Raw genomic sequence first — 22528 nt, forward strand, 5'->3', positions numbered from 1 at the left:
AAACTGAACCGAAAGGAGCAGTGATGCCGATAAAGGTAACGTCGCAGGGAACAGATGGTCCTTGCCTGCCACAGATACAAGGGGGGGCGGCTGCGTTACTTTACCTTCTTGCCTGCAATGGACAGCGCAGGCTTGCCCGCCAGCGAATTTGCCGTGGCCGCCACTTTGGGCTTTTCCTGCTTTGGCTTTTTCGTTTCCTTGTTTCCGCGATTGCTGTTGTTGCCCTTGGCCATTTTATGTCCTTTGCGACGCGCAGCGATCCGGTGCCATGTCGGCACCGGTGGTCTGCTGCTGTTCAGTATACACCTTTGCGCGGCGCCGCGCGGGAAAAAAGCAGCGGCCGCCTTCGCGCTTCAGCGCGATGCAGCCTATAGCGGCCAGACAATCAGCAACAACGGCATGGACACGGCCACAACCAGCAGCTCGACCAGCAGGCCCAGCCGCCAGTAATCGCTGAATCGGAACCCGCCGGGGCCAAGGATCAGCGTATTGTTCTGGTGCCCGATCGGCGTCAGAAACGCGCAGGATGCGCCAATGGCGACCGCCATCAGGAAGCTGTCGGGATTGACGTCCAGCGTGGCCGCAATGCCCAGCGCGATAGGGCATAAAATGGCGGCGGTGGCAGCGTTGTTCATCACGTCCGACAGGAACATGGTGGTGATCAGAACCACGGCCAGCGCGGCGACGGGATTGCCTTGCGCGATGGTTTCAACCAGAAACCGGGCCAGCAGATCGGCGGCCCCGGTGGTCAGCATCGCGCCCGCCACCGGGATCAGCGCCGCCAGCAGCACGATCACCGGCCAGTCAATCGCCGTGTAGATCTTGCGCAGCGGCACCGTGCGCAGCAGCATCGACGCCAGAACGCCCAGCGCAAAGCCGACGGGCGCAGGCAGCAGGCCCAGCGTGACAATGGCAATCGCGCCCAGCATGATCGCGCCGGCGATGATCGCCATCCGCTTGTCCGGGATGCGCAATTCACGCTCACCCAGCGGCACACAGCCGGTTTCCTTGATGAATTCGGCCAGCGCCTCGCCGGGGCCTTGCGTCAGCAGCAGATCGCCGGACCTGAGTTTCAGCTGCCGCAGCCGCGCCTGCGGCGGGCGCCCCTCGCGCGAGACGGCCAGCAGGTTGATCCCGTAGCGGGTGCGCAGCAACATGTCACTGGCCGAGCGCCCGACGATGGTTGATCCGGGCAGCACCGCCAGTTCGCGCAGCACGATATCATCTTCGGTCTCTGCGGTGTCCTTGGCGCCGTCATCGTCGCCCTCCTCCTGCACGGCCTGGGCGACCTCTGCGGTTTTTTGCGCGGCGTCTTCGGCTGTGTCATCGCCGCTGTGCGACTGTGCCTTTTCCTCCTCCAGCTTGATGTCGAAGACAGACAGCGCCTCGGCCAGCGCGTCCACCTCGGCCTGAAGCACCAGAATATCGCCCGCCATGATGCGCCGCCCGCCATGCGGTGCGGTGATCGCCACCTCGTTGCGGATCATGCCGACAACCTGCGCGCCGGTATCGACGATTTCCGCCTCGAAACCGCGCAACGTCAGACCCACGGCCTTGCCCTCGTCCGGGACGCGCACTTCGGTCAGGTAGGCGCCGGTGGCAAACTCATTGCCGGCCGCCGATTTGCGCGCCGGTACAAACCGCCAGCCGATCACGGCGATAAAGATCACGCCAAGCACCGCAACCGCCACCCCCACGGGGGCAAAATCGAACATGGCGAACTGGCCCAGCCCGGCCTCCTGCCGGAAGCCCGACACGATCAGGTTCGGCGGCGTTCCGACCAGCGTGGTCATGCCGCCCAGAATGGTGCCGAACGCCAGCGGCATCAGCACCTGCCCCGGCGTCAGCTCCAGCCGCGCCGACAGTTGCACCGCAATCGGCATCAGCAGCGCCATCGCGCCGACGTTGTTCATGAATCCCGACAGCGCCGCACCCAGCCCGATCAGCGCCAGCATGGTAATCGTGCGCCCGGCCTCGCGCGGCAGGATGCTGCGCGCCAGCCAATCCACCGCGCCAGTATTGCGCAAGCCTTGGCTCAGCACCAGAACGCATGCCACTGTGATCACCGCCGGATGCCCGAACCCGGCAAATGCGGCGTCCGCAGGCACGACGCCGGCAATGACGCAGGCCATCAATGCCGCCAGCGCCACCACGTCATGGCGAAACCGCCCCCACAGGAACAGGCCCATCATGGCGACGAGGATAGAGAAAATCAGGATATGCGGCGTGGTCAATGAAGCGGCTTTCTGTTGTGCCATCGGGTCAGGGCAAGGGTTCAGCGCGCGCCCGGCGTCAAGGCGCGCCGCCCATCCTGAGCAGGTCGCAGCGCAAGAGGGAATGGGCAAATGAGGCCGAGCGCGGAAATCGGCACATGCGCGTGCCGGTGGCATCCGGCAGTGCAGCGGTGTAAAGGCATGTCATGCGTATACTCAATCTCTTCGGCGTCATGATTTTTCCCCTTCTGGTGGGTTTGCTGCTGTTTGCCGCATCGCTGACGCCCTCGCTTATTCCGCGCGAATGGCCGGCGCAGGGCGCGCTGGGCGGTCTGGTCATGGCGCTGGGGTATCTGATCGGGCGGCTGGCCATGGGGCTGTGGTGGGCGATGGGGCTGCCCGCGCTTGCGGGGCGGCTTCGGCGTGTTCTGCTGACGCTGCTGGGCATACCCGTGCTGATCCTTGTCGGCTATTGTCTGGCGCGGGCCAATGACTGGCAGAACAGCATTCGGTCGCGCATGGGGATGGATCTGCTCGACAGCAGCCATACGGTGCGGATGGTCCTGCTGGCGCTAGGGGTGTTTGCAGTCCTGTTCGTGGCCGGTTTCCTGATTCGCATCGCGTTCAACTATTTGCGGCGGCGCCTGCACGGCTTCATGCCTGCCCGCACTGCCGATATCGCCGGATTTCTGCTGACCGGCATCCTATTGTTCATCGCCACGCGCGACGGCGTGCTGGACAGGGCTATCGCAAATCTGGACGAATCCGTCACCATCGCTCAGGAGCTGTTTGATACCGCCCCCCCTGCCCCCAAGATCGCCGGTATCGCCGGCGGCGCGGGATCTCTGATCGACTGGGACGCAATGGGCAATCCGGGGCGCGATTACGTTACTTCGGGGCCGGATGCGGCGGCGATTGCGCAATTCACCGGGCGCGAGGCACAGCGCCCCATCCGCGTTTATGCCGGGCTGGCGCAGGCGGGCACCCCGCAAGAGCGCGCCGATGTCGCGCTGGCCGAATTGCGGCGCTTGGGCGGGTTTGACCGCAAGGTGCTGATCGTCGCCATGCCCACCGGCACCGGCTGGCTGGATCCGGGCGCAATGGATACGGTCGAATACATGCATGGCGGCGACGTCGCCACCATCGCGGTGCAGTATTCCTATCTGCAATCGCCGCTTGCGTTGATGCTTGAGACACGCTCGGGGCTGGATCAGGCGGTTGCCCTGATCAAGACGGTGCATGGCTATTGGAAAACCCTGCCCAAATCATCGCGGCCACGGCTGTATATCCACGGCCTCAGCCTTGGGGCGTGGTCGTCAATGTATGGCACCGGGCTGTTTCCGCTGCTGGACGATCCGATCAACGGCGCGCTTTGGGCCGGCCCGCCCTTCCCGTCGGCCCGCTGGAAGAGCGTCTACACCGAAAAAGAGCCGGGCAGCCCCTATGTGCGGCCCACCATCGGGGACGGCCGGATCGTGCGCTTTGCGTCCCATACCGACGATGCGGGCGGGCCCGAGGGCTGGGGCGATGTGCGGCTGGTGTACCTGCAATATTCCAGCGATCCGATTGTATTTTACGAACCGGCATCGTTTTTCCGCGCCCCCGAATGGATGCGCGAGCCTGCCGCCGCCGATGTATCGCCGCATATGAAATTCGTGCCGGTCGTGACGCAGTTCCAGCTGGCCGTCGATATGGCGCTGGCAAATACGGCGCCGTCGGGCCACGGCCACGCCTATTACGGTCCCGATTACGTGCGTCCATGGGTTGCCGTGACCGACCCGGAAAACTGGACCGAAGCCGACAGCGCGCGGCTGGCCGCCCATTGCGACGGCGGCTTCAAGGCCGGGTGCGGACAGTGAAAACGCTCGCCCTGGTTCTGGGGGCCGGCGGCGCGCGCGGCATTGCGCATATTCATGCGCTGAAGGCGTTTGATGATCTGGGCCTGAAACCATCGATGATTTCCGGCACCTCGATCGGCGCGCTGATCGGCGCCGCCTATGCCGCTGGCATGTCAGGGGCCGATATCCAGACCTATGTGCAGGACAGTTTCAACGACCGCGCGCGCCTGATCACGCAGGCGCTGAAGGTGCGACCCAGCAGCGTCAAAAGCTTTTTCGCCGATGGCGGCCTGCGCTTGGGTGAATTCAACCTTGAGACGGTTTTGTCGGTCTTCCTGCCCCCCGTCATCCCGGCCACATTCGAGGAGCTGCAAATCCCGTTTCATGCGGTTGCAACGGATTTCTACGCTGAGAAAAGCACGGTTTTCTCGGCCGGACCGCTCCACCGTCCTCTGGCGGCCTCCGCCGCCATCCCGGCGGTGTTTCTGCCGGTCAGGATAGGCGATGCCTATTACATCGACGGCAGTGCCACCAACCCCTGCCCGCTGGACACGGTGCAGCGCCGCGCCGATGAGGTGATCGCCATCGACGTGTCGGGCGGCACCAAGGACGGCGTGCTGACGCGGCCCACCAAGATGGATGTGATCTATGCCTCCAGCCAGATGATGCAGCAGTCCATCGTGGCATTGTCGGCGCGCGAATTTCCCCGCACCGCACTGATCCGGCCCTCTGTCGGCACCTACCGCGCGCTTGATTTTCTGAAAGTGTCCGACATTCTTGAGGAAACGGCGGATCTGCGCGATGAGGTCAAGACAGCAATCGACAGATTGCTGACCCGCCCGCCGGGATAAGCCGCCGGATTATCCCGCTTTTTCACTTAATCTGCGACATTCCGGCCCCAGCCCGCTTTTCGATGTCGGTTTCACTTGAGCCACGGGGCAAACTTGCCCAAAAAGGGACCGGCAAGCACATCAGGAGTTCGCGTGTCCCTCTTCCTTGTTGCACTTTTGCCGTTTCTCGGGGCGCTTTTGCCCGGCCTGATGAATTCCGCCGGCCGTCAGGCCTGCGCCGGGGTGACGGGGGCGGTGACGCTGACCGCGCTGATCGGGCTTTTAACCAACGCGCCCGCCGTCTTTGCCGGGCAGGTCGTCACCGCGCGGCTGGATTGGCTGCCCAGCATCGGCATGAACGTGAACCTGATGCTGGACCCGCTGGGATTCTTCTTTGCCTGTCTCATCCTGGGCATCGGCCTTCTGATCATCGCCTATGCGCGGTTCTACCTGTCGCGCGACGATCACATGGGCGAATTTTTCACCTACCTTCTGCTGTTCCAGGGCGCGATGGTCGGCATCGTTCTGAGCGACAACATACTGGTTCTGCTCATTTTCTGGGAGCTGACATCGCTGTCCTCCTTCCTGCTGATCGGCTACTGGAAACACCTGCCCGAAGGGCGGCAAGGCGCGCGCATGGCGCTGACCGTGACCGGCATGGGCGGGCTGGCCCTGATCGGGGGGATGCTGATCCTGGGCCAGATCGCGGGCAGCTATGACCTGAGCGTTCTTCTGGAGCGGCGCGACATCATTCAGGCGTCGCCGCTCTATGTTCCGGCGCTGCTGCTGATCCTCTTGGGCTGCTTCACCAAATCGGCGCAATTCCCGTTCCATTTCTGGCTGCCGCATGCCATGGCGGCCCCCACCCCGGTCAGTGCCTATCTGCACTCGGCCACCATGGTGAAGGCCGGGATTTTCCTGATGGCGCGTCTGTGGCCGGTCCTGTCGGGCACGCCCGAATGGTTCGTGATCGTCACCGGCGCGGGGCTGATTACCATGGTGCTGGGCGCCGTGATTGCACTGTTCAAGCATGACCTGAAGGCGCTGCTGGCCTTCTCGACCGTCAGCCATCTGGGCCTGATTACCATGCTGCTGGGCACAGGCACGCCGTTCGGCGTGCTGGCGGCGATGTTTCATATCCTGAACCACGCCACGTTCAAGGCGGCGCTGTTCATGTCGGCGGGCATCATCGACCACGCGGTGCATACCCGCGACATCCGGCGCCTTGGCGGGCTGCGCCGGCTGATGCCGATCACCTTTGTAATTGCAACGCTGGGCGCGCTCTCGATGGCAGGTGTTCCGCTGCTGAATGGCTTCCTGAGCAAGGAAATGATGCTGGAGCAGTCGCTCAAGACCGTGCTTTTCGGGCAGCCTTGGCTTGTGCCGGTGCTGGTGCTGGTCGGCTCGCTGTTTTCGGCGGCCTACAGCTTCCGCCTGATCGCGCACACGTTCCTTGGCCCCGTGCGCAAGGATTATCCCGACACGCCGCATGATCCCGGCCCCGGCCTGTGGCTGCCGCCTGCCCTGCTGATCGTGCCGGTCGTGGCCATCGGCGTGGCGCCGTTTCTGGCCGAGCCATTCGTCAAGCTGGTCACGCAGGCCGTTCTGGGCAGCACCGCAGACACCCCCTATGCCCATTTCAAGATCTGGCACGGGTTGGTGCCTGCCCTCTGGATGTCGGTCATTGCCACGGTCGGCGCGCTGGCGCTGCTGGCGCTGCACCGCCCGGCGCAGCGGCTGTGGGATGCCACGCCCCGCCCCGAGGCCAAAGCGATTTTCGACCACATCATCGCCGCCGCCCTGCGCGCCGCGCGCGGCATCATCCAACCGCTGCATGATGGCGCCTTTACCCGCTACGGCGCGATCATGGCGGCAACGGTGGTCGCCGCCGGCGCGCATGCGTGGTTTACCGGCAGCGTGGCGCCGGCCGATTATACCATGTTGCCGCTGGGGCCGATTTCCGTCGCAGCGTGGCTGATGCTGGTGGCCGCAACCCTGTCGCTGGTGCTGCTGCACCGCAACCGCCTGCTGTCGCTGATCCTGCTGGGCATCGTCGGCCTGATCGTATCGGTCGGCTTCGTCTATTTCAGCGCGCCGGATCTGGCGCTGACGCAATTCACGGTTGAGGTTGTCACGACCATTCTGATGCTGCTGGCGCTGAATTTCCTGCCCAATACCACCCCGAAGGAAAGCACGATCCTGCGCCGCACCCGCGATGCCGCCGTCGCCGTTGCGGGCGGGCTGGGGGCGATGGGAATCGCGTATTACTATCTGCTGCGCGATCCGGTGGCCGAGTCCATTTCGGCCTTTCATCTGGCCAATTCGTACAAGGGCGGCGGCGGCACCAACGTCGTGAACGTCATCCTTGTCGATTTTCGTGGCTTTGACACGTTTGGCGAAATCATCGTCCTGGGCATCGCCGCCCTGCTGATCTACGCCTTGACCGAGGCGCTGCTGGACGGCCCGGTGCGCGCGCGTCTGCTAAACCGCAAACCCGACCAGCCGCGCGGCGGCGACGTGCACCCGCTGATGATGGTGGTGCTGACCCGCGTGATCATGCCGGTGGTGCTGATGGTCGGCTTCTACATCTTCCTGCGTGGCCATAACGAGCCGGGCGGCGGCTTTATCGCCGGGCTGATCGTGTCGATCGGCGTGGTCATGCAATACATGGCCAGCGGCTTCAGCTGGACATCGGCGCGGCTGCGCTACCCCTATCACGGCGTGATCGGCGCGGGGGTTCTGATCGCCGGGCTGACCGGCATGGGATCGTGGTTCTTTGCCAAGCCGTTCCTGACCTCGGATTTCGCCTATGTGCGTATTCCGCCCTTCGAGAAGTTCGAGCTGGCCACCGCCGCCCTGTTCGATCTGGGCGTGTTCCTCGCCGTCGTCGGCGCCGTCATGCTGTCGCTGGAGAGCTTCTCGCGCCTTGCGCGCCGCGCCCATGTGCCCGACAGCGAACATCCCATGGACATCGACCCGACGCGCGAAAACCTCAACACCGCAAAGGAGGTCTGAGATGGAGCTGCTTGTCGCATCCGCCATCGGCATCCTGACCGCTGCCGGCCTTTACCTTGTTCAGCGCCTGCGCACGTTTCCGGTGATTATCGGCGTGTCGCTGCTGACCTATGCGGTCAACGTATTCCTTTTTGCCTCGGGCCGTTTGACCATCGGCGCGCCGCCGATCCTGAGCGATGCGCAAACCTATACCGACCCGTTGCCGCAGGCGCTGGTTTTGACGGCCATCGTAATTTCGTTCGGCATGACGGCAGTGGTGGTGATGATCGCGCTGGGCGCCTATCTGGGCGCGGATGACGACCATGTGAACGACCCCGCGGAGAGCGGCGACACAGATCCGGAGGCCGCGAAATGATGCACTGGATCATTCTGCCCGTCATCCTGCCAGCGGTTCTGGCACCTTTCATCGTGCTGGCGGCCCGCTATCACATCGGGATCCAGCGCGTTTTGTCGGTGGCGGGTGTTCTGGCGCTGGTGGCCATCACGGCGGGGCTGGCGATGCAGGCATCGGACGGCACGGTGACGCTGTATCAGTTGGGCGACTGGGCGGCGCCCTTCGGCATCGTGCTGGTGGCGGACCGGCTGTCGACAATGATGGCGCTGCTGACCGCGATCCTTGGCCTGTGCGTCCTGCTTTATTCTATAGGATCGAAATGGGACGCGCGCGGGCGCCATTTTCACGCGCTGTTCCAGTTTCAGATGATGGGCCTGATGGGCGCGTTTCTGACCGGGGATCTGTTCAACCTGTTCGTGTTCTTCGAGGTGCTTCTGATCGCCTCCTACGGGCTGATGATCCACTCGGGCGGGCATGTGCGGCTGCGCGCGGGCGTGCAATATGTGCTGTATAACCTTCTGGGGTCGACGCTGTTTTTGTTCGCGCTCGGCGCGCTATATGCGGAAACCGGCACGCTGAACATGGCCGATCTGGCAGGCCGCGTGGCACTGATCGATGCGGGCGGCAGCGTCGGCATCCGCGTGGCGGCAGTGCTGCTGCTGCTGGTTTTCGCCATCAAGGCGGCGGTCGTCCCGCTGCATTTCTGGCTGCCCTCCAGCTACGCCGAGGCGCCCGGCCCGGTTGCCGCCCTCTTTGCCATCATGACCAAGGTGGGCGCCTATGCCATCATCCGCGTCTATACGCTGATCTTTCCGCCGGATCTGGAGGTGACGGCGGGCCTGCACAGCCTGTGGCTGGCCCCCGCCGCCCTCATCTCGATCGCGGTCGGCATGATCGGCGTGCTGGCCGCGCGGCGGCTGGACAGGCTGGTGGCCTTCGCGGTCATCGGGTCCATGGGCATGGTGATGATCGCCATCGCGTTGTTCACGCAGGCCGGCATTGCCGCCGCGCTCTATTACATCCCGCATTCCACGCTGGCGGCGGCGGTCCTGTTCCTGACCGCCGATCTGGTCCGCAGCGGGCGCGCGCATCTGGACCTGCGCGCAGCGCCGCCGATTGCCGGCGCGTCGCTGACAGCGGGGATGTTCTTTGTCGCCGCGATTGCGATGATCGGCCTGCCGCCCCTGTCGGGATTTGTCGGCAAGCTGCTGATTCTGAACGCGGCAATCAACTCGCCGTTGGTGGTCTGGATCTGGGCGGTCGTGCTCTGCACCAGCCTGATCAGCATCGTCGGGTTTTCGCGCGCGGGCAGCACCGTGTTCTGGAAGGCCCTCGCACTGCCTGCCGAAGATACGCAAGCCCCGCCCCCATCGGCGCTGGCATTTACAGCGGTTGGCGGCCTGCTGGCATTGCTCATTGCGCTGACAGTTCTGGCCGGTCCGGTCCACCGATATACAACCGCGATTGCCGCGCAACTCTTCGCGCCGGCGCCCTATATCGGTATGGTCCTGGACACACCCGGCAAGCTTAGCCCGCCGCAGGAGGGGAATTGACATGACGCGCGCGTTTTACTGGCTGTTTCCGCATCCGTTTCTGACCCTGTTGCTGGTCGCCGTCTGGCTGCTGCTGCAAGGCACCTTGTCGCCGGGCATGGCGGTGTTCGGGCTGATCCTGGGCATTTTGATCCCGTGGAGCACATCGGTATGGTGGCCCGGCACGCCGCGCGGTTTCCGGGTGGGCCGCATGGCCGTCTACATCGTGATCGTGCTGTGGGACATCATGGTTGCCAACGTGCAGGTCGCGTGGATTGTCCTGACCAAACCCAATGCCAGCCTGCGCCCCGCCTGGGTGGTTGTGCCCCTGGATCTGCGCAAGCCCGAGGCGATCACCGTGCTTGCCGGGACCGTCACGCTGACACCCGGCACCGTCTCGGCGGACCTGTCCGACGAGGGTCACAGCCTGCTGGTGCACGCGCTGCACACCGATGATCCCGATGCCATCCGCGACGATATCAAGCACCGCTACGAGCGCCGCCTGCTGGAGATTTTCACATGACCCAAGCGATGGATGTGATGAATGTCGCACTATGGATCGCGTTTATCGCGGTCGCGGTCGCGCAAGTGATGGCCATGATCCGCCTGATAATCGGGCCGGACACCGGGGACCGGATTCTTGCGCTGGATACGATGGTGGTCAACGCAATCGGATTGATTGTCCTGCTCGGAATCGCGCAGGGCAGCCACATTTATTTCGAAGTGACGCTGATCATCGCCATGCTGGGATTCGTCAGCACCGTCGCCTACGCGCGCTTTGTTCTGAGGGGGGATATCATCGAATGATCTGGGAAATCGTTGCACTCTATGCCATCGCCTTTTGTCTGATCGTCGGCGCGGCCTTTTCGCTGATTGGCTCGATCGGGTTGCTGAAGTTCAACGATGCCATGACACGGCTGCACGCGCCGACCAAGGTAGGGACAGTCGGCATCGGCGGCCTGCTGCTGGCGTCGATGATCCACGCGCAGATGTTCAGTGACGGCGCATGGCATGATCTGTTGATCATGGCATTCCTGTTCGTGACCGCACCGATTTCGGCGAATTTCATAGCCAAGGTTAATATCCACAAAGGCTCCTGCACCGCTCCGCCACCGCCGCCGGAGGATGACACATGGTCAACGCTGGACGTGGCCGAAGAAGACCGGGCATTGGCGCCGACGCCCAAGGGCTGAACAAGCAGCTTTCTCTTGGCAGGCTCTGAACATATCTGCCAGCATATCCTGTCGCTTCTCATTCCGTGCCACCATCCCTCCGGCCAGGATCCCTCGGGGCAAGCGGGCCAGGGCAATTCGAGCTTACCGGCCCGCCGACCTCGCCATTCCCAGTGGCGTGCCTGTTCAAGTCCTGCGTATATGAGATGTGGCGCCCTCGCCCCGCATCCTTGGCGGCGTAAAGCGCTGTATCGGCCTCCAGCATCAGGCGCGTTGCATCTGCATGGGCGTGCGCACAAGACAAAACCGAACCTGCACTGGCCGTAATGCTGCAATATTTATCCGCGAAGGGAATGGGCTCTGACAGGCGCGCGATCAGTCTTTCTGCAATGTCGTGCACGATCTGCGGATCTGTCAGGCGTTTCAGGACAATCACGAATTCGTCCCCGCCGACACGGGCAACCGTATCATCGCTGCGCGTCTCCTCGACCATGATGCGGGCGACCTCGCGCAATACGTGATCGCCTGCGGCGTGCCCCATCCTGTCATTGACCGCCTTGAAATAATCCAGGTCCAGATGGATCAGCGCGAAATCCTGCTCGGCACTGGTTAGCTGTTCCAGCACGTAATTCATCGCGCGGCGGTTGCGCAGGCCGGTCAGCGTATCGGTATACGCCTTTTCCTCGGCCGCGATCATGGCGCCCTGTAGGCGCATGTTCAGCTTGTGGGACGCGTCCATCGCCGCCGTCTTTGCCTCAACCAGATAGAGCATTTCAATCGCCAGATCGGTCGCGGCAAAATCGCTGCTGGTCAGCGCGAAGTCGCGCACGGCATCTACCACAGATATGCCAAAGGACAGGTTGATCAGCACCCCGCCCTCGGGGGGCATACCGGGGGAAAGCGGCACTGCCACACCCTTGAGGTCGGTGCGCGGCGCGCCCCGCGTCCGCAAATGCAATTTGGCACCCGCCGTGGCAATCAGCATCCGCACAGAGCCGTCTGTCTGCGGGCGTTTGATGTCAAACAGCTCCGAAAACCGCGTGCCGATCAGCGATGTGCCACCGCATATTTTCACCAATGTCGGCCCGGCATGAACCAGATCGCCGCTGGCATTCAGGACCGCGTGCATCGGGCACAATACATCCATCATGGCCGCGTCAGGCCCGATCTGCGCCCTGGCGGCGGTAGGTGTCATCATAGCGCCCCCAGTCCCAGATCGAATCTGCGCCCGCTGGCATGCTCGACCGTCAAAAGCTGAATTTCCACAATCTCTGAATCGTTTTGCCTGCCCTTGTGTTCCAGCCAGGCCAGCGCGCCGTAGTCATCGGCCAGCGCGCGCAACAGCCCGACCAGAACATGCCCGAATCCGGCGACCGGGCCACGGCACCAGACGCAAAATCGCCCGCCGCCGTGGTCGCGCAACTCAATCTCCGGCAGGATCAGATCCGACACCGCCAGACGCGCACGTGCGGGCAGGTCATCCAGTGAGTGCAGAAATTCGGTAAAGGTCGGCCCGCCAAAGCGCAGCAAGCGGCGCAAAGCCTCTAAATTCGGGTGCGAGACGAGGAAGGTCCCGATATCCTCAAGAATATCCTGTTCTGTCCGGGCCAGCACCGCACCAAGCGCGTGCAGAACATCGCGGGTGACGTGGTCATCATAGGTCAGCATCGCCTCGAATTCGACGTAATCCAGCCCGGCGCGCCGCATCACGGCGCCCCACACATCCCGGCCATATGTATCGCGCACAAAGCGTTCTATCGACCTGTTCATCAGCCCGTGCATATCCAACTCCGATCCACGTTGAATCAGGTATGCACCGCGTTTCTTAAGAATTCGCGAACATCGTCAATATTGCGGAAATAACTGCAAACCGCCAACCTCCAGAACCGTCCGCGGAACCGGGGCCAGCCGGTACTGACCCGTCAGCACATCCACGATTACATCATTGGAAACATAAGGATAGCTTCCAGCCAGAATATCGATCGGGAACCCTTGCCGTATCAGCCGCCCCTCGGACATGCGGTAGGACGCCAGATGCGCACCGACGTCGTCGGTTGCAAAGAGACCGATGGCGCGGTCGGTATTCTCCGACGGCTCGAACGGCGCAACCACAATGACGCAGCCGGGATGCCCACCTGTAAGGCGGCGCGCGCAGGCCTGATGAATCATCTCCCGCTCGCCGGGGTCCAGCCCGTCCAACGCGCCTTTGGGCAGGGTGACACCATCGGGGCGCAGCGGCACGATGCCGTCCAGCGTGGCAACGCCGTCATCGCGGCGATCCTTGTAGAAATCCCACCGGTTCGGGGCTTGCCGCGCCAGCGCGATTGCCGCCAACAGATCATCGTCTGCGCCGGCCTGCGCGCGCGCCTCCAGCCGGGCCAGACCGCGCCGGCCCGCAATGCCCCAGTCATGCGCCATTTCCCACAAGGCCGCTGTGCGCCCCTGTTCGGCGCGGGCAATCTGGCTGGCGGTCGCCAAACGCTCGGCGTGCAGCAGCGGGGTCAGCCACAGCGCTGCAATCGCCAGTGTCACCAGCGCCATCCAGCGGTTGACGCTGCGCTGCGCGCGCCGCCAGTCCCCACGCCGCAGCAGCGATGCGGCATAGGCCGCGGCATAGATCAGCACCACACTGGCCGAGATAAGCGCCGCGAGCCGGTCCGGCGTCAGCCCGTACTGATCCACGCGCAGCCAGACCGCCCAGACCGCCAGCGCCGGCGGCACCGGCAACATCGCGCTGAGCAGGCGAGTGGCGATCAACATCAAAGAGCCCTGCACCGATACGCTGTCATCGCGGTGAACCGCCGTCGTGACCAGCGTGATGCCTGCGACCGTCACCGCGATCAGGGTTGCCGCCGCCGAAAACTGGCCAAACAGGCTGTCCAGCCCGCGAAACGGCAGCGCCACGATGAACACCGCCAGCACCAGCAAAAGCGCCGGCAGAAGCAGGCGCAACAACTGGATCATCAGGAAGGGCGACAGGTAATCGCGCAGCTCATGCACAATGGCCAGCCCAAGGCCCAGCGCAATGCCGGTAATCAGATACGGCACCGGCTCCACATCCATCAGATCGTCGATGATACCGATACCAACCAGCCCCAGCAGCTGATCTGACAGCAGCAGCACCAGCCAGACCACCGCGACAAACAGCCAGGCGGCCGTGCTGCGCACCACAAGGCTCCATGCGGCGTCGAACAGATCGCCATAGTGCCGCCAGCCGCCATGCCGGTGCAGCCCCGCGATGACGAACGGCGCCCCGATCGCCAGCAGATAGACAAACGCGGCAACGCCGTATCCGGTATCCAGAAACCGCTCGACCTCGGTATGGCGAAAGCTGGCCCAGAACAGCAGCAGCGCGGCAGGCACCGCCATGCCCAGCGCCGCCCATAGCGCAGGGGCCAGGCGCACCGGACCCAGCAGCGCCAGCAGCACGCTGAAGAACCCCAGCCCGGCGGCCACCGGCAAAAGGGCGGCGCGCGCGGTGCTGACCAGATCCGGCAGTACATCCATCAGCCCCCATACTGCCAGGCCCGCAACGGCGCCAACGCTGGCAAATGTCAGCCGCATTTCTATGGTTTCGGATCTGGGCAACATGGGCGGCACTCCGGCTGTGTTTCGGCGCAGCGTACCCTCTTTTGCGGGCAAGCTGAACGCGCGATTTACCCGGCGCGCCGCGCGGCGTTTCGCCGCTTGCAAGCGCTGCGTGCCATTGCTAGGTTCGCCCTATCCGTTGGGGTGCTCCGCTATGCCGGGGCTGAGAGGCGACGCGCCGACCCATCGAACCTGATCCGGTCAGTACCGGCGGAGGGAACGGAGCATGCAAACACCGCCCGCGCGGGTTTGCGCCAGTTTTCCGTTTCATATCGCCGGTCTGTCCCAACTCGAACCTCTGCCGTGCGCAGGGCGTGGTCCAGCGGCTGCCTTGGCCGCCCTACGCCCGGCCACCCGCCAAGGAGCCGACATGAAACGCCACGCTTTTGCCGCCGCACTGATCTGCGCGCTGACCGCCGCACCGGCGCTTGCGCAGGACAAGATGACGCTGGTGCTGGACTGGTTCGTCAACCCCAATCACGGACCCATCATCGTGGCGCAGGAACGCGGCTATTTCGCTGATGAAGGGCTGGCGGTGGACATCGTTGCCCCCGCCGATGCGTCCGCCCCGCCCAAGATGGTGGCGGCGGGTCAGGTCGATCTGGCCCTGTCCTACCAGCCGCAACTGCACCTTCAGGTGGCCGAGGGGCTGCCGCTGATCCGCGTCGGCACGCTGGTTGCCAGCCCGCTGAACTGCCTGCTGGCCCTGAAGGACGGCCCCATAAAGCAGATCGCAGACCTGAGGGGCGGCAAGATCGGTTATTCCGTCGCCGGCGTCGAGGAGGCATTGCTCAGCGCGATCCTGACCGCGCATGACATCGCACTGGACGAGGTCGAGATGATCAACGTCAACTGGTCGCTTGGCCCTTCGGTCATGTCGGGTCAGGTCGATGCGGTCATCGGCGCCTACCGCAATTTCGAGCTGAACCAGATGGAGATCGAGGGCGTGCCCGGCACCTGTTTCTTCCTCGAAGAAATCGGCATCCCGTCATATGACGAGCTGATCTATGTCGCCAATCCCGGCACGATGGACGGCGCCAAAATCAGCCGCTTCCTGCGCGCGACGGCCAAGGCGACACAATACATCGTTAACCACCCCGAGGATAGCTGGGACATTTTCAAATCCACATCGCCCGAGCTGGACGATGCCCTGAACGCCCGCGCCTGGACCGACACGATCCCGCGCTTTGCCCTGCGCCCGGCCGCCGTGGATGTTGCGCGCTATGCCGAATTCGAGCATTTCCTGAAGGACGCGGGCCTCTTGGACAGCACGCGCCCGGTGTCCGATCTGGCGGTTGATCCGGGCAGCGATGCCGTGCAGGAGGCGCAGTAATGTACGGCGATACCTTCAGCGCATGGCGCGCGGACACCGCCGAGGAATGGCACGCCTACACACACCACCCCTTTGTCGAGGGGCTGCGGACCGGCACCCTGCCCCGCGCGGCCTATCTGCACTACCTCGTGCAGGATTACGTGTTCCTCATCCACTTCTCCCGCGCATGGGCGCTGGCCGTGACCAAGGCCGAGACGGTCGAGGAAATGCGCTTTGCCGCCGGCACGCTGGATGCGCTGCTCAACGGGGAAATTGCGCTGCACATCGCCACCTGCGCCCGCGACGGCATTGACGAGGCAACGCTATTTGCCGCGCCCGAGGCGGTGCAGAACATCGCCTACACGCGCTATGTGCTGGATGCGGGCCATTCGGGCGATTTTCTGGATCTGCTGGCGGCGCTGGCGCCCTGCGTTCTGGGTTACGGCGAAATCGGTCTGCGGCTGGCGGCTGGCCGGGGCGACACGCCCTATGGCGACTGGATCGACACCTATGCGGGGCCGGACTACCAGCAGGCCTGCCGCGATACCGGCGCGCTGATGGATGCGGCGGTGACTCGCCGGCTGGGACCGGTGCCGCAGGACAGCCCGCGCTGGGCGGCCCTGTCGGGGCGGTTCGCCACCGCCACGCGGCTGGAAATCGGGTTCTGGGATATGGGTCTGGCCGGATGACAGCCCCCGGCATCACGCTGAACGGGTCCGTCGATATCGGAGGTGCGCCGCTGATTGCGCAGATCGCGCTTGCGGTGGCGCCCGGCCAATGGACCTGCCTTCTGGGCGCGTCCGGCGTGGGCAAATCCACCCTGCTGCGCCTGATCGCGGGCATCGCGGACGAGGCAGCGCTGACCGGCACGCTGGCGGCCGGCGATGGCGCGCCGCTGGCCGGGCGCGTGGCGCTGATGGCACAATCGGACCTGCTGCTGCCCTGGCTGACCGTGGCGGAAAACGTGGCGCTGGGCGCCCGGCTGCGCGGCACGGCGCCCGACAAGGCCCGCGTGGCGCAAAGGCTGGCCGATGTCGGGCTGGCCGCGCAGGCCGCCCAGCGCCCCGCCACGTTATCGGGCGGCCAGCGCCAGCGCGCCGCGCTTGCCCGTACCCTGATGGAGGACCGGCCCATCGTGCTGCTGGACGAGCCATTCTCGGCGCTGGATGCGCGCACCCGCGCGCAGGTGCAGGACGTGGCGGCAGAGCTGCTGCGCGGCAAGACCGTGCTGATGGTCACCCATGACCCGGCCGAGGCGGCGAGGCTGAGCGATGCGATCCTTGTCCTGGACACCGGCGGCCTGCGCAGCCATGCCGCCCCGCCCGGCGCACCGCCCCGCGCGGTGGACGATGCGCAGATGCTCAGCGCGCAGGGCGCGCTGCTGGCCGAATTGCGGGCAGGATCGTGAGGCGCGCGGGCAGCATCATCGCCTCGGCCCTCGTGGCGCTGGCGGCGTGGCAGGCGCTGGTCCTGCTGACGGGCGTGCCGCGCTTTATCCTGCCCGGCCCGGCACTGGTGGCCGAAACGCTGTGGACCAGCCGCGCGCTGATTGCCCATCACACCATGATCACCGCGATCGAGGTGCTGGCCGGCCTTGCCCTGGGCGCCAGTCTGGGCGGCGCGACAGCCGTTGCGCTGGCCGCCTCGCCGCTGGCCCGGCAACTGGTGCGCCCGATGCTGATCTTCAGTCAGGCGGTGCCGGTGTTCGCGCTGGCGCCGATCCTGACGCTATGGTTCGGCTATGGCATCGGCTCGAAAATCGTGATGACGTTGCTGGTGATCTATTTCCCGGTCACATCGGCATTTTTCGACGCGCTGATGCGCACCCCGCAGGCATGGGTCGACATGGCCCGCCTGATGGGCGCCAGCCCCGCGCGCATTATGCGCCATATCCGCATTCCCGCCGCGCTGCCCGGCTTTGCCTCTGGCCTGCGGCTGGCGGCGGTCTATGCGCCGATTGGCGCGATCATCGGCGAATGGGTGGGCGCGTCCAAGGGGCTTGGCTATCTGATGCTGCTGGCCAATGGCCGCGCGAAAACCGACCTGATGTTTGCCGCGCTGATCGTACTGGCCGTCTGCACCGTCCTGCTGCACGCCGCCGTCGACCGCGCCTGCCGCGCCACGCTGGACCGAAATGGCTAAGACGCTATTCGGCACCGAAAACGCGCTGCCTGCCGCCACGTGCGGGAACTTATTGCACCGCCCGCCGGTTTCCTACGGCAACACATTGCCCGTTGCCCAAATCAGGAGACAACCATGACCCGAGGCCGCGATGCCGAAACCCCGACCCGCATCCCGGCCAAAGGGTGGAAGGACATCCTGCTCAGGGTGAAATCCGAAATGTCGGATGACCATGTCGGGCTGATCGCGGCGGGCGTGGCATTCTACACGCTTCTGGCGCTGTTCCCGGCGATTACCGCCATGCTTGCCATCGGCGGTCTGCTGGTCGAGCCGTCGCAGATCGTCGATCAGCTGCGGGATGTGACGCAGATCATGCCGGAAAACGTCGCGCAGATCATCCTGACACAGGCGCAAGAGGTCGCCGGATCGCAAAAGGCCGGCCTCGGCCTTGCTGCCGCGCTGGGTATCCTGCTTGCCATATATTCCGCCTCCAAGGGGGTCGGCAGCCTGATCGAAGGGCTGAACGTGGCCTATGACGAGGATGAGACGCGCGGATTTGTCTGGCTGAAGCTGGTCACGCTGGCGCTGACGGTTGTGCTGATCCTTGGCGTTGTGGGCGCGCTGTTCCTGATGACGATCATCCCGCTGGCGCTGACCTTCGTGCAGTTGGGCGCGGCGACGGAAATCATCGTCACCGCGATAAGCTGGCTGTTGATGCTGGCCCTCATCATGCTGGCGCTGGCGATGCTCTACCGTTTTGGCCCTGATCGTGACCGGCCTGAATGGCGCTGGGCATCGCTGGGCGCTGTGGTGGCATGCGCCGCATGGCTGCTGGCGACCATCGGATTTGCGATCTATGCCACGAATTTCGGCTCTTACAACGAAAGCTTTGGCTCGCTGGGCGGTGCGATCGTGCTGCTGATGTGGCTATGGATTTCGGCTTATGTCGTCCTGATGGGCGCCGAACTCAACGCCGAGATTGAGGCGCAGACGCGGTATGACACCACCATCGGCGAGCCTGAGCCAATGGGAACGCGCGGCGCGGAGAAGGCCGACAACTTGGGCGAGACACATACCTGAGCGCGGTCACGCGCGCGACAGCACAGCCCGTGGCCGCGCGCGATAGAGCGCGGAGGTGACAAGCCCCGCGATCACCGCCTTGATCGCGTCGCCGGGGATGAACGCCGTCACCAGCAGCGCGGCCTGCGCCGGTGTTTTGTCCAGCACAATCGCCATCCCGGCAATTCCGAACGCATAAAGCACAACGCCCCCGACAGCCGCCCCGACGCCGGCCGTGACGGCCAGCGGCGCGCCGCGCCACCGCTCGGTCACGAACCCGGCGACAAAGGCCGCGACGGGAAAGCCGATGACAAACCCGCCGGTCGGCCCGACAATCACGCCCAGCCCCCCCTTGCCACCCGACAGCAGCGGCAAACCAAGAAAGACCAGCAGCAAAAACAGCAGCACCGCCAGCGTCCCGCGCCGCGCGCCCAGCACGGTGCCGCACAACATAACGCCCAAGGATTGCGCGGTGATCGGCACACCGAATGGCAGCATGACCGCCGGAATGATCCCCAGCGCGGCGATCAGCGCGGCGAATAGCGCGATAAGGGCGATGTTGCGTTCCATGGCGGCAGGCTCCTGTCTGGTATTCGGTGGCCAGTTGCGCCGGATTTGCACCGCAAGGCAACTGAAAAATCGCTCAGACGCCGCCGCGCGCCTTGAGTGCGTCGGCCACACGCTCCGCATCGTCGATGGCAATCAGCGTGAAGGGCAGCACGATCCGCCAGCCGGGCCTGCGCGCCGACCGCGCCCGCCACGCGCGCGACAGCGCCGCACCCTTCTGCGCCAGCATGGGGGTGAACCGGATCACCAGCGCGATGCCCAGCTCCAGTGCGCGCGTCCCGATCCCGATCCGGCGCAACGGGGCGGCCAGCCAGCGCACGACGCCGATCATGTCCGACAGTTGCGTTGTCATGGTCACAAGGTTCGCCAGCCCCACCGCCGTCACCAGTCGCAGCGCGATGATGGCGCCCTCTGCCGGGGTCGCTGTCACCAGATGCCAGACGAAAATCACCGCCAGAAACGGCCAGAGCATCCGAAGCCGCGCCAATCCGTTGCGCAAAAACACCGCGCCGGGCGCCGCATAAAGCGCCAGCATCATCGCGAATGCCGCGCCCTGCCCCGCCACACTGTCCAGCGCGAAAAGGCCCATCGTGGCCGCGCACAGCGCCGCCAGCTTGGCCCCCGCAGGCCAGCCATGCGCCCATGTCTCAACCGGCGAGGTCAGAGATATCATCCATCCCTCCCAGCCGCTGCATATCGGCGGTAAATTCAGGCAAAACGTCCGCCGCCAGCCCATCGGCGGCAATCGCGCCGCCAGAAATCCAGATCACGCGGTCATACCCGGCCAGCGTCGCCGGATCGTGGCTGATATGCAGCAGATGCGCATCGACCCCGTCCAGATAGCGCATCAGCTGCATCCGCGTGGGAATATCAAGGCCCGAAAGCGGCTCGTCCAGCACGATCAGACGCGGGCGCATGGCAAGGATCGCCATCAGGCACAGCAGCTGTTTCTGCCCTTGGCTGAGCGGATGAACGGCGGCACCGGCCCAATGGCCCTTGCCGAATTGCTCCAGAATGGCGCGCACGCCCGCCGCCGCCTCTGCCTTGGTCTGGCCCAGCTGCGTCAGGCCAAAGGCGATTTCCTCGTCCACGGTCGGGAAAATGATCTGGTGATCGGGGTTCTGAAACAGGATGCCGACGGTGCGGATGGCGGCCTTGCGATCCTGCGCCACATCGACGCCGAACAGCCGCACATCGCCGCTATCCGGCGCTTGCAGCCCTGCGATCACCCGCGCCAGCGTGCTTTTGCCGGACCCGTTGCGCCCGACGATGCCGATGCGCCGCTGATCGCCGTTCAGGGTAATTCCATGCAAAATCGCCCGCCCCTCAAGGGCGAGCGATACGTTGCTCAATGCCAGTGGCTGCGCCAATACCCATCCGCCTCATGTTACCGCCCGCACGGGTGTAGCCGCGCGGGCGGGAGGTTCACAAGGCTCAGATGTCGAACTTGACCCCCTGGGCCAGCGGCAGCTCGTCCGAGTAGTTGATGGTGTTGGTCTGGCGTCGCATGTAGCCCTTCCACGCGTCGGACCCGCTCTCGCGCCCGCCGCCGGTTTCCTTTTCGCCGCCGAAGGCGCCGCCGATTTCGGCGCCCGAGGGGCCGATATTGACGTTGGCAATGCCGCAATCGCTGCCGGTGTCGGACACGAACCGCTCCGCCTCGCGCACGTTCAGGGTGAAGATACAGCTCGACAGGCCCTGCGGCACGTCGTTCTGCATCTCGATCGCCTCGTCCAGCGTGTCGTATTCCATGACGTAAAGGATCGGCGCAAAGGTTTCATGCTTCACGATGTCGGTCTGGCCGGGCATCACCGCGATGGCGGGTTTGACATAAACGCCGCCCTCGGGCGCGCCGTCCGCCGCGCCGCCGCCGATGATGGTGCCGCCCTGCGATTTCGCGGCCTCCAGCGCCTTGTCCATGCCCTGACCGGCGGCCTTGTCGATCAGCGGGCCGACCAGTGTGTCGGACTCCAGCGGGCTGCCGATGGGCAGGCCGGCGTAAGCTTTCTCAAGCTTCTGCACCAGATCATCCTTGATGGATTTATGCACGATCAGGCGGCGCAGCGAGGTGCAGCGCTGGCCTGCGGTGCCGACGGCGGAAAAGGTGATCGCGCGCACGGCCATGTCGATATCGGCCGAGGGCGCGACGATCATCGCGTTATTGCCGCCCAACTCAAGGATGCAGCGGCCAAACCGCTCGGCCACCTTAGGCCCGACAGCGGCGCCCATGCGGGTCGATCCGGTGGCGGAGATCACCGGCACGTCCTTGGACGTCGACAGCGCCTCGCCCAGATCGGCACGGCCGACGACCACCTGCAACAGATGCTCGGGCGCATCCTCGCCGAACCGCGCAATCGCGCGCGCCATGATGTTGGCCGAAGCCAGAGCCGTCAGCGGTGTTTTCTCCGACGGCTTCCAGATCACCGGGTTGCCGCAGACAAACGCCAGCGCCGAGTTCCACGCCCAGGGCGCGACCGGGAAGTTGAACGCGGTGATCACGCCCGTCGGCCCCATCGGATGCCACGTCTCCATCATGCGGTGGCCGGGACGTTCCGATGCAATGGTCAGGCCATATAGCTGGCGCGACAGGCCGACGGCGAAATCGCAGATGTCGATCATTTCCTGCACTTCGCCGAGGCCTTCGGAGACGATCTTGCCCGCCTCCCATGAAACCAGCGCGCCAAGGTCGTCCTTGGCCGCGCGCAGCTCCTCGCCCAGAAGGCGCACCAGCTCGCCCCGGCGGGGGGCCGGCACTTGGCGCCATGCCCTGAACGCGGTGTTCGCATTGGCGATGACCGTGTCCATATCGGCGGCCTTGGTTTCCACCAGCTTGGCCATCTGGCTGCCATCGACGGGCGAATGCACGGCCAGCGTGCCGCCGGTCAGGTCAGCCTCTTTCAGGTCCAGATTGGCAAGGACGGTTTTCAGATCTTTCGAGGTGCTCATG

General features: G+C 64.7%; 22 protein-coding genes and 1 riboswitch. Of the genes, 13 read left to right on the forward strand and 9 right to left on the reverse strand.

Features of this window, described 5'->3' with window-relative positions; translation table 11 throughout:
* Positions 1 to 95: 95 nt before the first annotated feature.
* Both DQ230_RS17235 and DQ230_RS07030 read right to left on the reverse strand, forming a co-directional pair.
* Positions 96 to 233, reverse strand: coding sequence for a hypothetical protein (locus tag DQ230_RS17235; RefSeq protein ID WP_203228020.1), 138 nt, complete (start codon positions 231 to 233; stop codon positions 96 to 98).
* A gap of 135 nt (positions 234 to 368) precedes the next feature.
* The gene (locus tag DQ230_RS07030; RefSeq protein ID WP_113911871.1) at positions 369 to 2234 is read right to left on the reverse strand and encodes an SLC13 family permease; all 1866 of its coding nucleotides are present in this window, start codon (positions 2232 to 2234) and stop codon (positions 369 to 371) included.
* Between the two features lie 185 nt (positions 2235 to 2419).
* Between DQ230_RS07030 and DQ230_RS07035 the strand changes: the two genes are divergently transcribed.
* The 8 genes from DQ230_RS07035 to mnhG all read left to right on the forward strand — a co-directional run bounded on the left by DQ230_RS07035 (position 2420) and on the right by mnhG (position 10955).
* Positions 2420 to 4072, forward strand: a complete 1653-nt coding sequence (locus DQ230_RS07035; protein ID WP_113911872.1) for an alpha/beta hydrolase — start codon at positions 2420 to 2422, stop codon at positions 4070 to 4072.
* Positions 4069 to 4902 carry a patatin-like phospholipase family protein gene (locus DQ230_RS07040; protein WP_162497387.1) on the forward strand — a complete coding sequence of 278 codons (834 nt, stop codon included), beginning with the start codon at positions 4069 to 4071 and terminating at the stop codon, positions 4900 to 4902. The genes DQ230_RS07035 and DQ230_RS07040 overlap by 4 nt, the downstream gene beginning before the upstream one ends.
* 132 nt (positions 4903 to 5034) lie before the next feature.
* Positions 5035 to 7896, forward strand: a complete 2862-nt coding sequence (locus DQ230_RS07045; protein WP_113911874.1) for a monovalent cation/H+ antiporter subunit A — start codon at positions 5035 to 5037, stop codon at positions 7894 to 7896.
* A 1-nt stretch (position 7897) separates the two neighbouring features.
* Positions 7898 to 8251 carry a Na+/H+ antiporter subunit C gene (locus tag DQ230_RS07050; RefSeq protein ID WP_113911875.1) on the forward strand — a complete coding sequence of 118 codons (354 nt, stop codon included), beginning with the start codon at positions 7898 to 7900 and terminating at the stop codon, positions 8249 to 8251.
* Complete coding sequence (locus DQ230_RS07055) at positions 8248 to 9783, forward strand: monovalent cation/H+ antiporter subunit D (RefSeq protein WP_113911876.1); 1536 nt, start codon at positions 8248 to 8250, stop codon at positions 9781 to 9783. The genes DQ230_RS07050 and DQ230_RS07055 overlap by 4 nt, the downstream gene beginning before the upstream one ends.
* Before the next feature lies 1 nt (position 9784).
* Positions 9785 to 10285 carry a Na+/H+ antiporter subunit E gene (locus DQ230_RS07060; RefSeq protein ID WP_113911877.1) on the forward strand — a complete coding sequence of 167 codons (501 nt, stop codon included), beginning with the start codon at positions 9785 to 9787 and terminating at the stop codon, positions 10283 to 10285.
* Positions 10282 to 10569, forward strand: a complete 288-nt coding sequence (locus tag DQ230_RS07065) for a K+/H+ antiporter subunit F (RefSeq protein WP_113911878.1) — start codon at positions 10282 to 10284, stop codon at positions 10567 to 10569. Before DQ230_RS07060 ends, DQ230_RS07065 begins: the two co-directional genes overlap by 4 nt.
* Positions 10566 to 10955, forward strand: coding sequence for a monovalent cation/H(+) antiporter subunit G (mnhG, locus tag DQ230_RS07070; RefSeq protein WP_113911879.1), 390 nt, complete (start codon positions 10566 to 10568; stop codon positions 10953 to 10955). The genes DQ230_RS07065 and mnhG overlap by 4 nt, the downstream gene beginning before the upstream one ends.
* A 58-nt stretch (positions 10956 to 11013) precedes the next feature.
* Here mnhG and DQ230_RS07075 read toward each other — a convergent pair whose 3' ends face one another.
* From DQ230_RS07075 to DQ230_RS07085, 3 genes are all read right to left on the reverse strand, one after another.
* Positions 11014 to 12132, reverse strand: coding sequence for a diguanylate cyclase domain-containing protein (locus DQ230_RS07075; RefSeq protein WP_338050501.1), 1119 nt, complete (start codon positions 12130 to 12132; stop codon positions 11014 to 11016).
* A complete protein-coding gene (locus tag DQ230_RS07080) occupies positions 12129 to 12716 on the reverse strand; it encodes a heme NO-binding domain-containing protein (RefSeq protein ID WP_113911880.1) in 588 nt (195 codons plus the stop codon). Before DQ230_RS07080 ends, DQ230_RS07075 begins: the two co-directional genes overlap by 4 nt.
* Before the next feature lie 63 nt (positions 12717 to 12779).
* Complete coding sequence (locus DQ230_RS07085) at positions 12780 to 14525, reverse strand: DUF4153 domain-containing protein (RefSeq protein WP_113911881.1); 1746 nt, start codon at positions 14523 to 14525, stop codon at positions 12780 to 12782.
* A 127-nt stretch (positions 14526 to 14652) separates the two neighbouring features.
* Positions 14653 to 14758, forward strand: a riboswitch (TPP riboswitch).
* A gap of 134 nt (positions 14759 to 14892) precedes the next feature.
* Here DQ230_RS07085 and DQ230_RS07090 point away from each other — a divergent pair.
* From DQ230_RS07090 to DQ230_RS07110, 5 genes are all read left to right on the forward strand, one after another.
* The gene (locus tag DQ230_RS07090) at positions 14893 to 15855 is read left to right on the forward strand and encodes an ABC transporter substrate-binding protein (RefSeq protein ID WP_113911882.1); all 963 of its coding nucleotides are present in this window, start codon (positions 14893 to 14895) and stop codon (positions 15853 to 15855) included.
* Positions 15855 to 16523 (forward strand): TenA family protein, encoded by a 669-nt coding sequence (locus DQ230_RS07095; protein ID WP_113911883.1) that lies wholly within the window; start codon positions 15855 to 15857, stop codon positions 16521 to 16523. Before DQ230_RS07090 ends, DQ230_RS07095 begins: the two co-directional genes overlap by 1 nt.
* Entirely contained in the window at positions 16520 to 17242 is a 723-nt protein-coding gene (locus tag DQ230_RS07100) for an ABC transporter ATP-binding protein (RefSeq protein ID WP_113911884.1), read from the forward strand. The genes DQ230_RS07095 and DQ230_RS07100 overlap by 4 nt, the downstream gene beginning before the upstream one ends.
* On the forward strand, positions 17239 to 17976 hold the full coding sequence (locus DQ230_RS07105) for an ABC transporter permease (protein ID WP_113911885.1): 738 nt from the start codon (positions 17239 to 17241) through the stop codon (positions 17974 to 17976). Before DQ230_RS07100 ends, DQ230_RS07105 begins: the two co-directional genes overlap by 4 nt.
* 114 nt (positions 17977 to 18090) lie before the next feature.
* Positions 18091 to 19035, forward strand: coding sequence for a YihY/virulence factor BrkB family protein (locus DQ230_RS07110; protein ID WP_113911886.1), 945 nt, complete (start codon positions 18091 to 18093; stop codon positions 19033 to 19035).
* A 6-nt stretch (positions 19036 to 19041) separates the two neighbouring features.
* Here DQ230_RS07110 and DQ230_RS07115 read toward each other — a convergent pair whose 3' ends face one another.
* The 4 genes from DQ230_RS07115 to amaB all read right to left on the reverse strand — a co-directional run bounded on the left by DQ230_RS07115 (position 19042) and on the right by amaB (position 22527).
* Complete coding sequence (locus DQ230_RS07115) at positions 19042 to 19584, reverse strand: biotin transporter BioY (protein ID WP_113911887.1); 543 nt, start codon at positions 19582 to 19584, stop codon at positions 19042 to 19044.
* 73 nt (positions 19585 to 19657) lie between these two features.
* Positions 19658 to 20254, reverse strand: coding sequence for a CbiQ family ECF transporter T component (locus DQ230_RS07120; protein ID WP_113911888.1), 597 nt, complete (start codon positions 20252 to 20254; stop codon positions 19658 to 19660).
* Positions 20229 to 20951: an energy-coupling factor ABC transporter ATP-binding protein gene (locus DQ230_RS07125; protein ID WP_113911889.1), complete on the reverse strand. Its 723-nt coding sequence runs from the start codon at positions 20949 to 20951 to the stop codon at positions 20229 to 20231. The genes DQ230_RS07120 and DQ230_RS07125 overlap by 26 nt, the downstream gene beginning before the upstream one ends.
* A 64-nt stretch (positions 20952 to 21015) precedes the next feature.
* On the reverse strand, positions 21016 to 22527 hold the full coding sequence (gene amaB / locus DQ230_RS07130; protein WP_113911890.1) for an L-piperidine-6-carboxylate dehydrogenase: 1512 nt from the start codon (positions 22525 to 22527) through the stop codon (positions 21016 to 21018).
* Position 22528 lies beyond the last annotated feature (1 nt).

The sequence above is a fragment of the Roseovarius dicentrarchi genome, assembly GCF_003316635.1.
Lineage (GTDB): Bacteria > Pseudomonadota > Alphaproteobacteria > Rhodobacterales > Rhodobacteraceae > Roseovarius > Roseovarius dicentrarchi.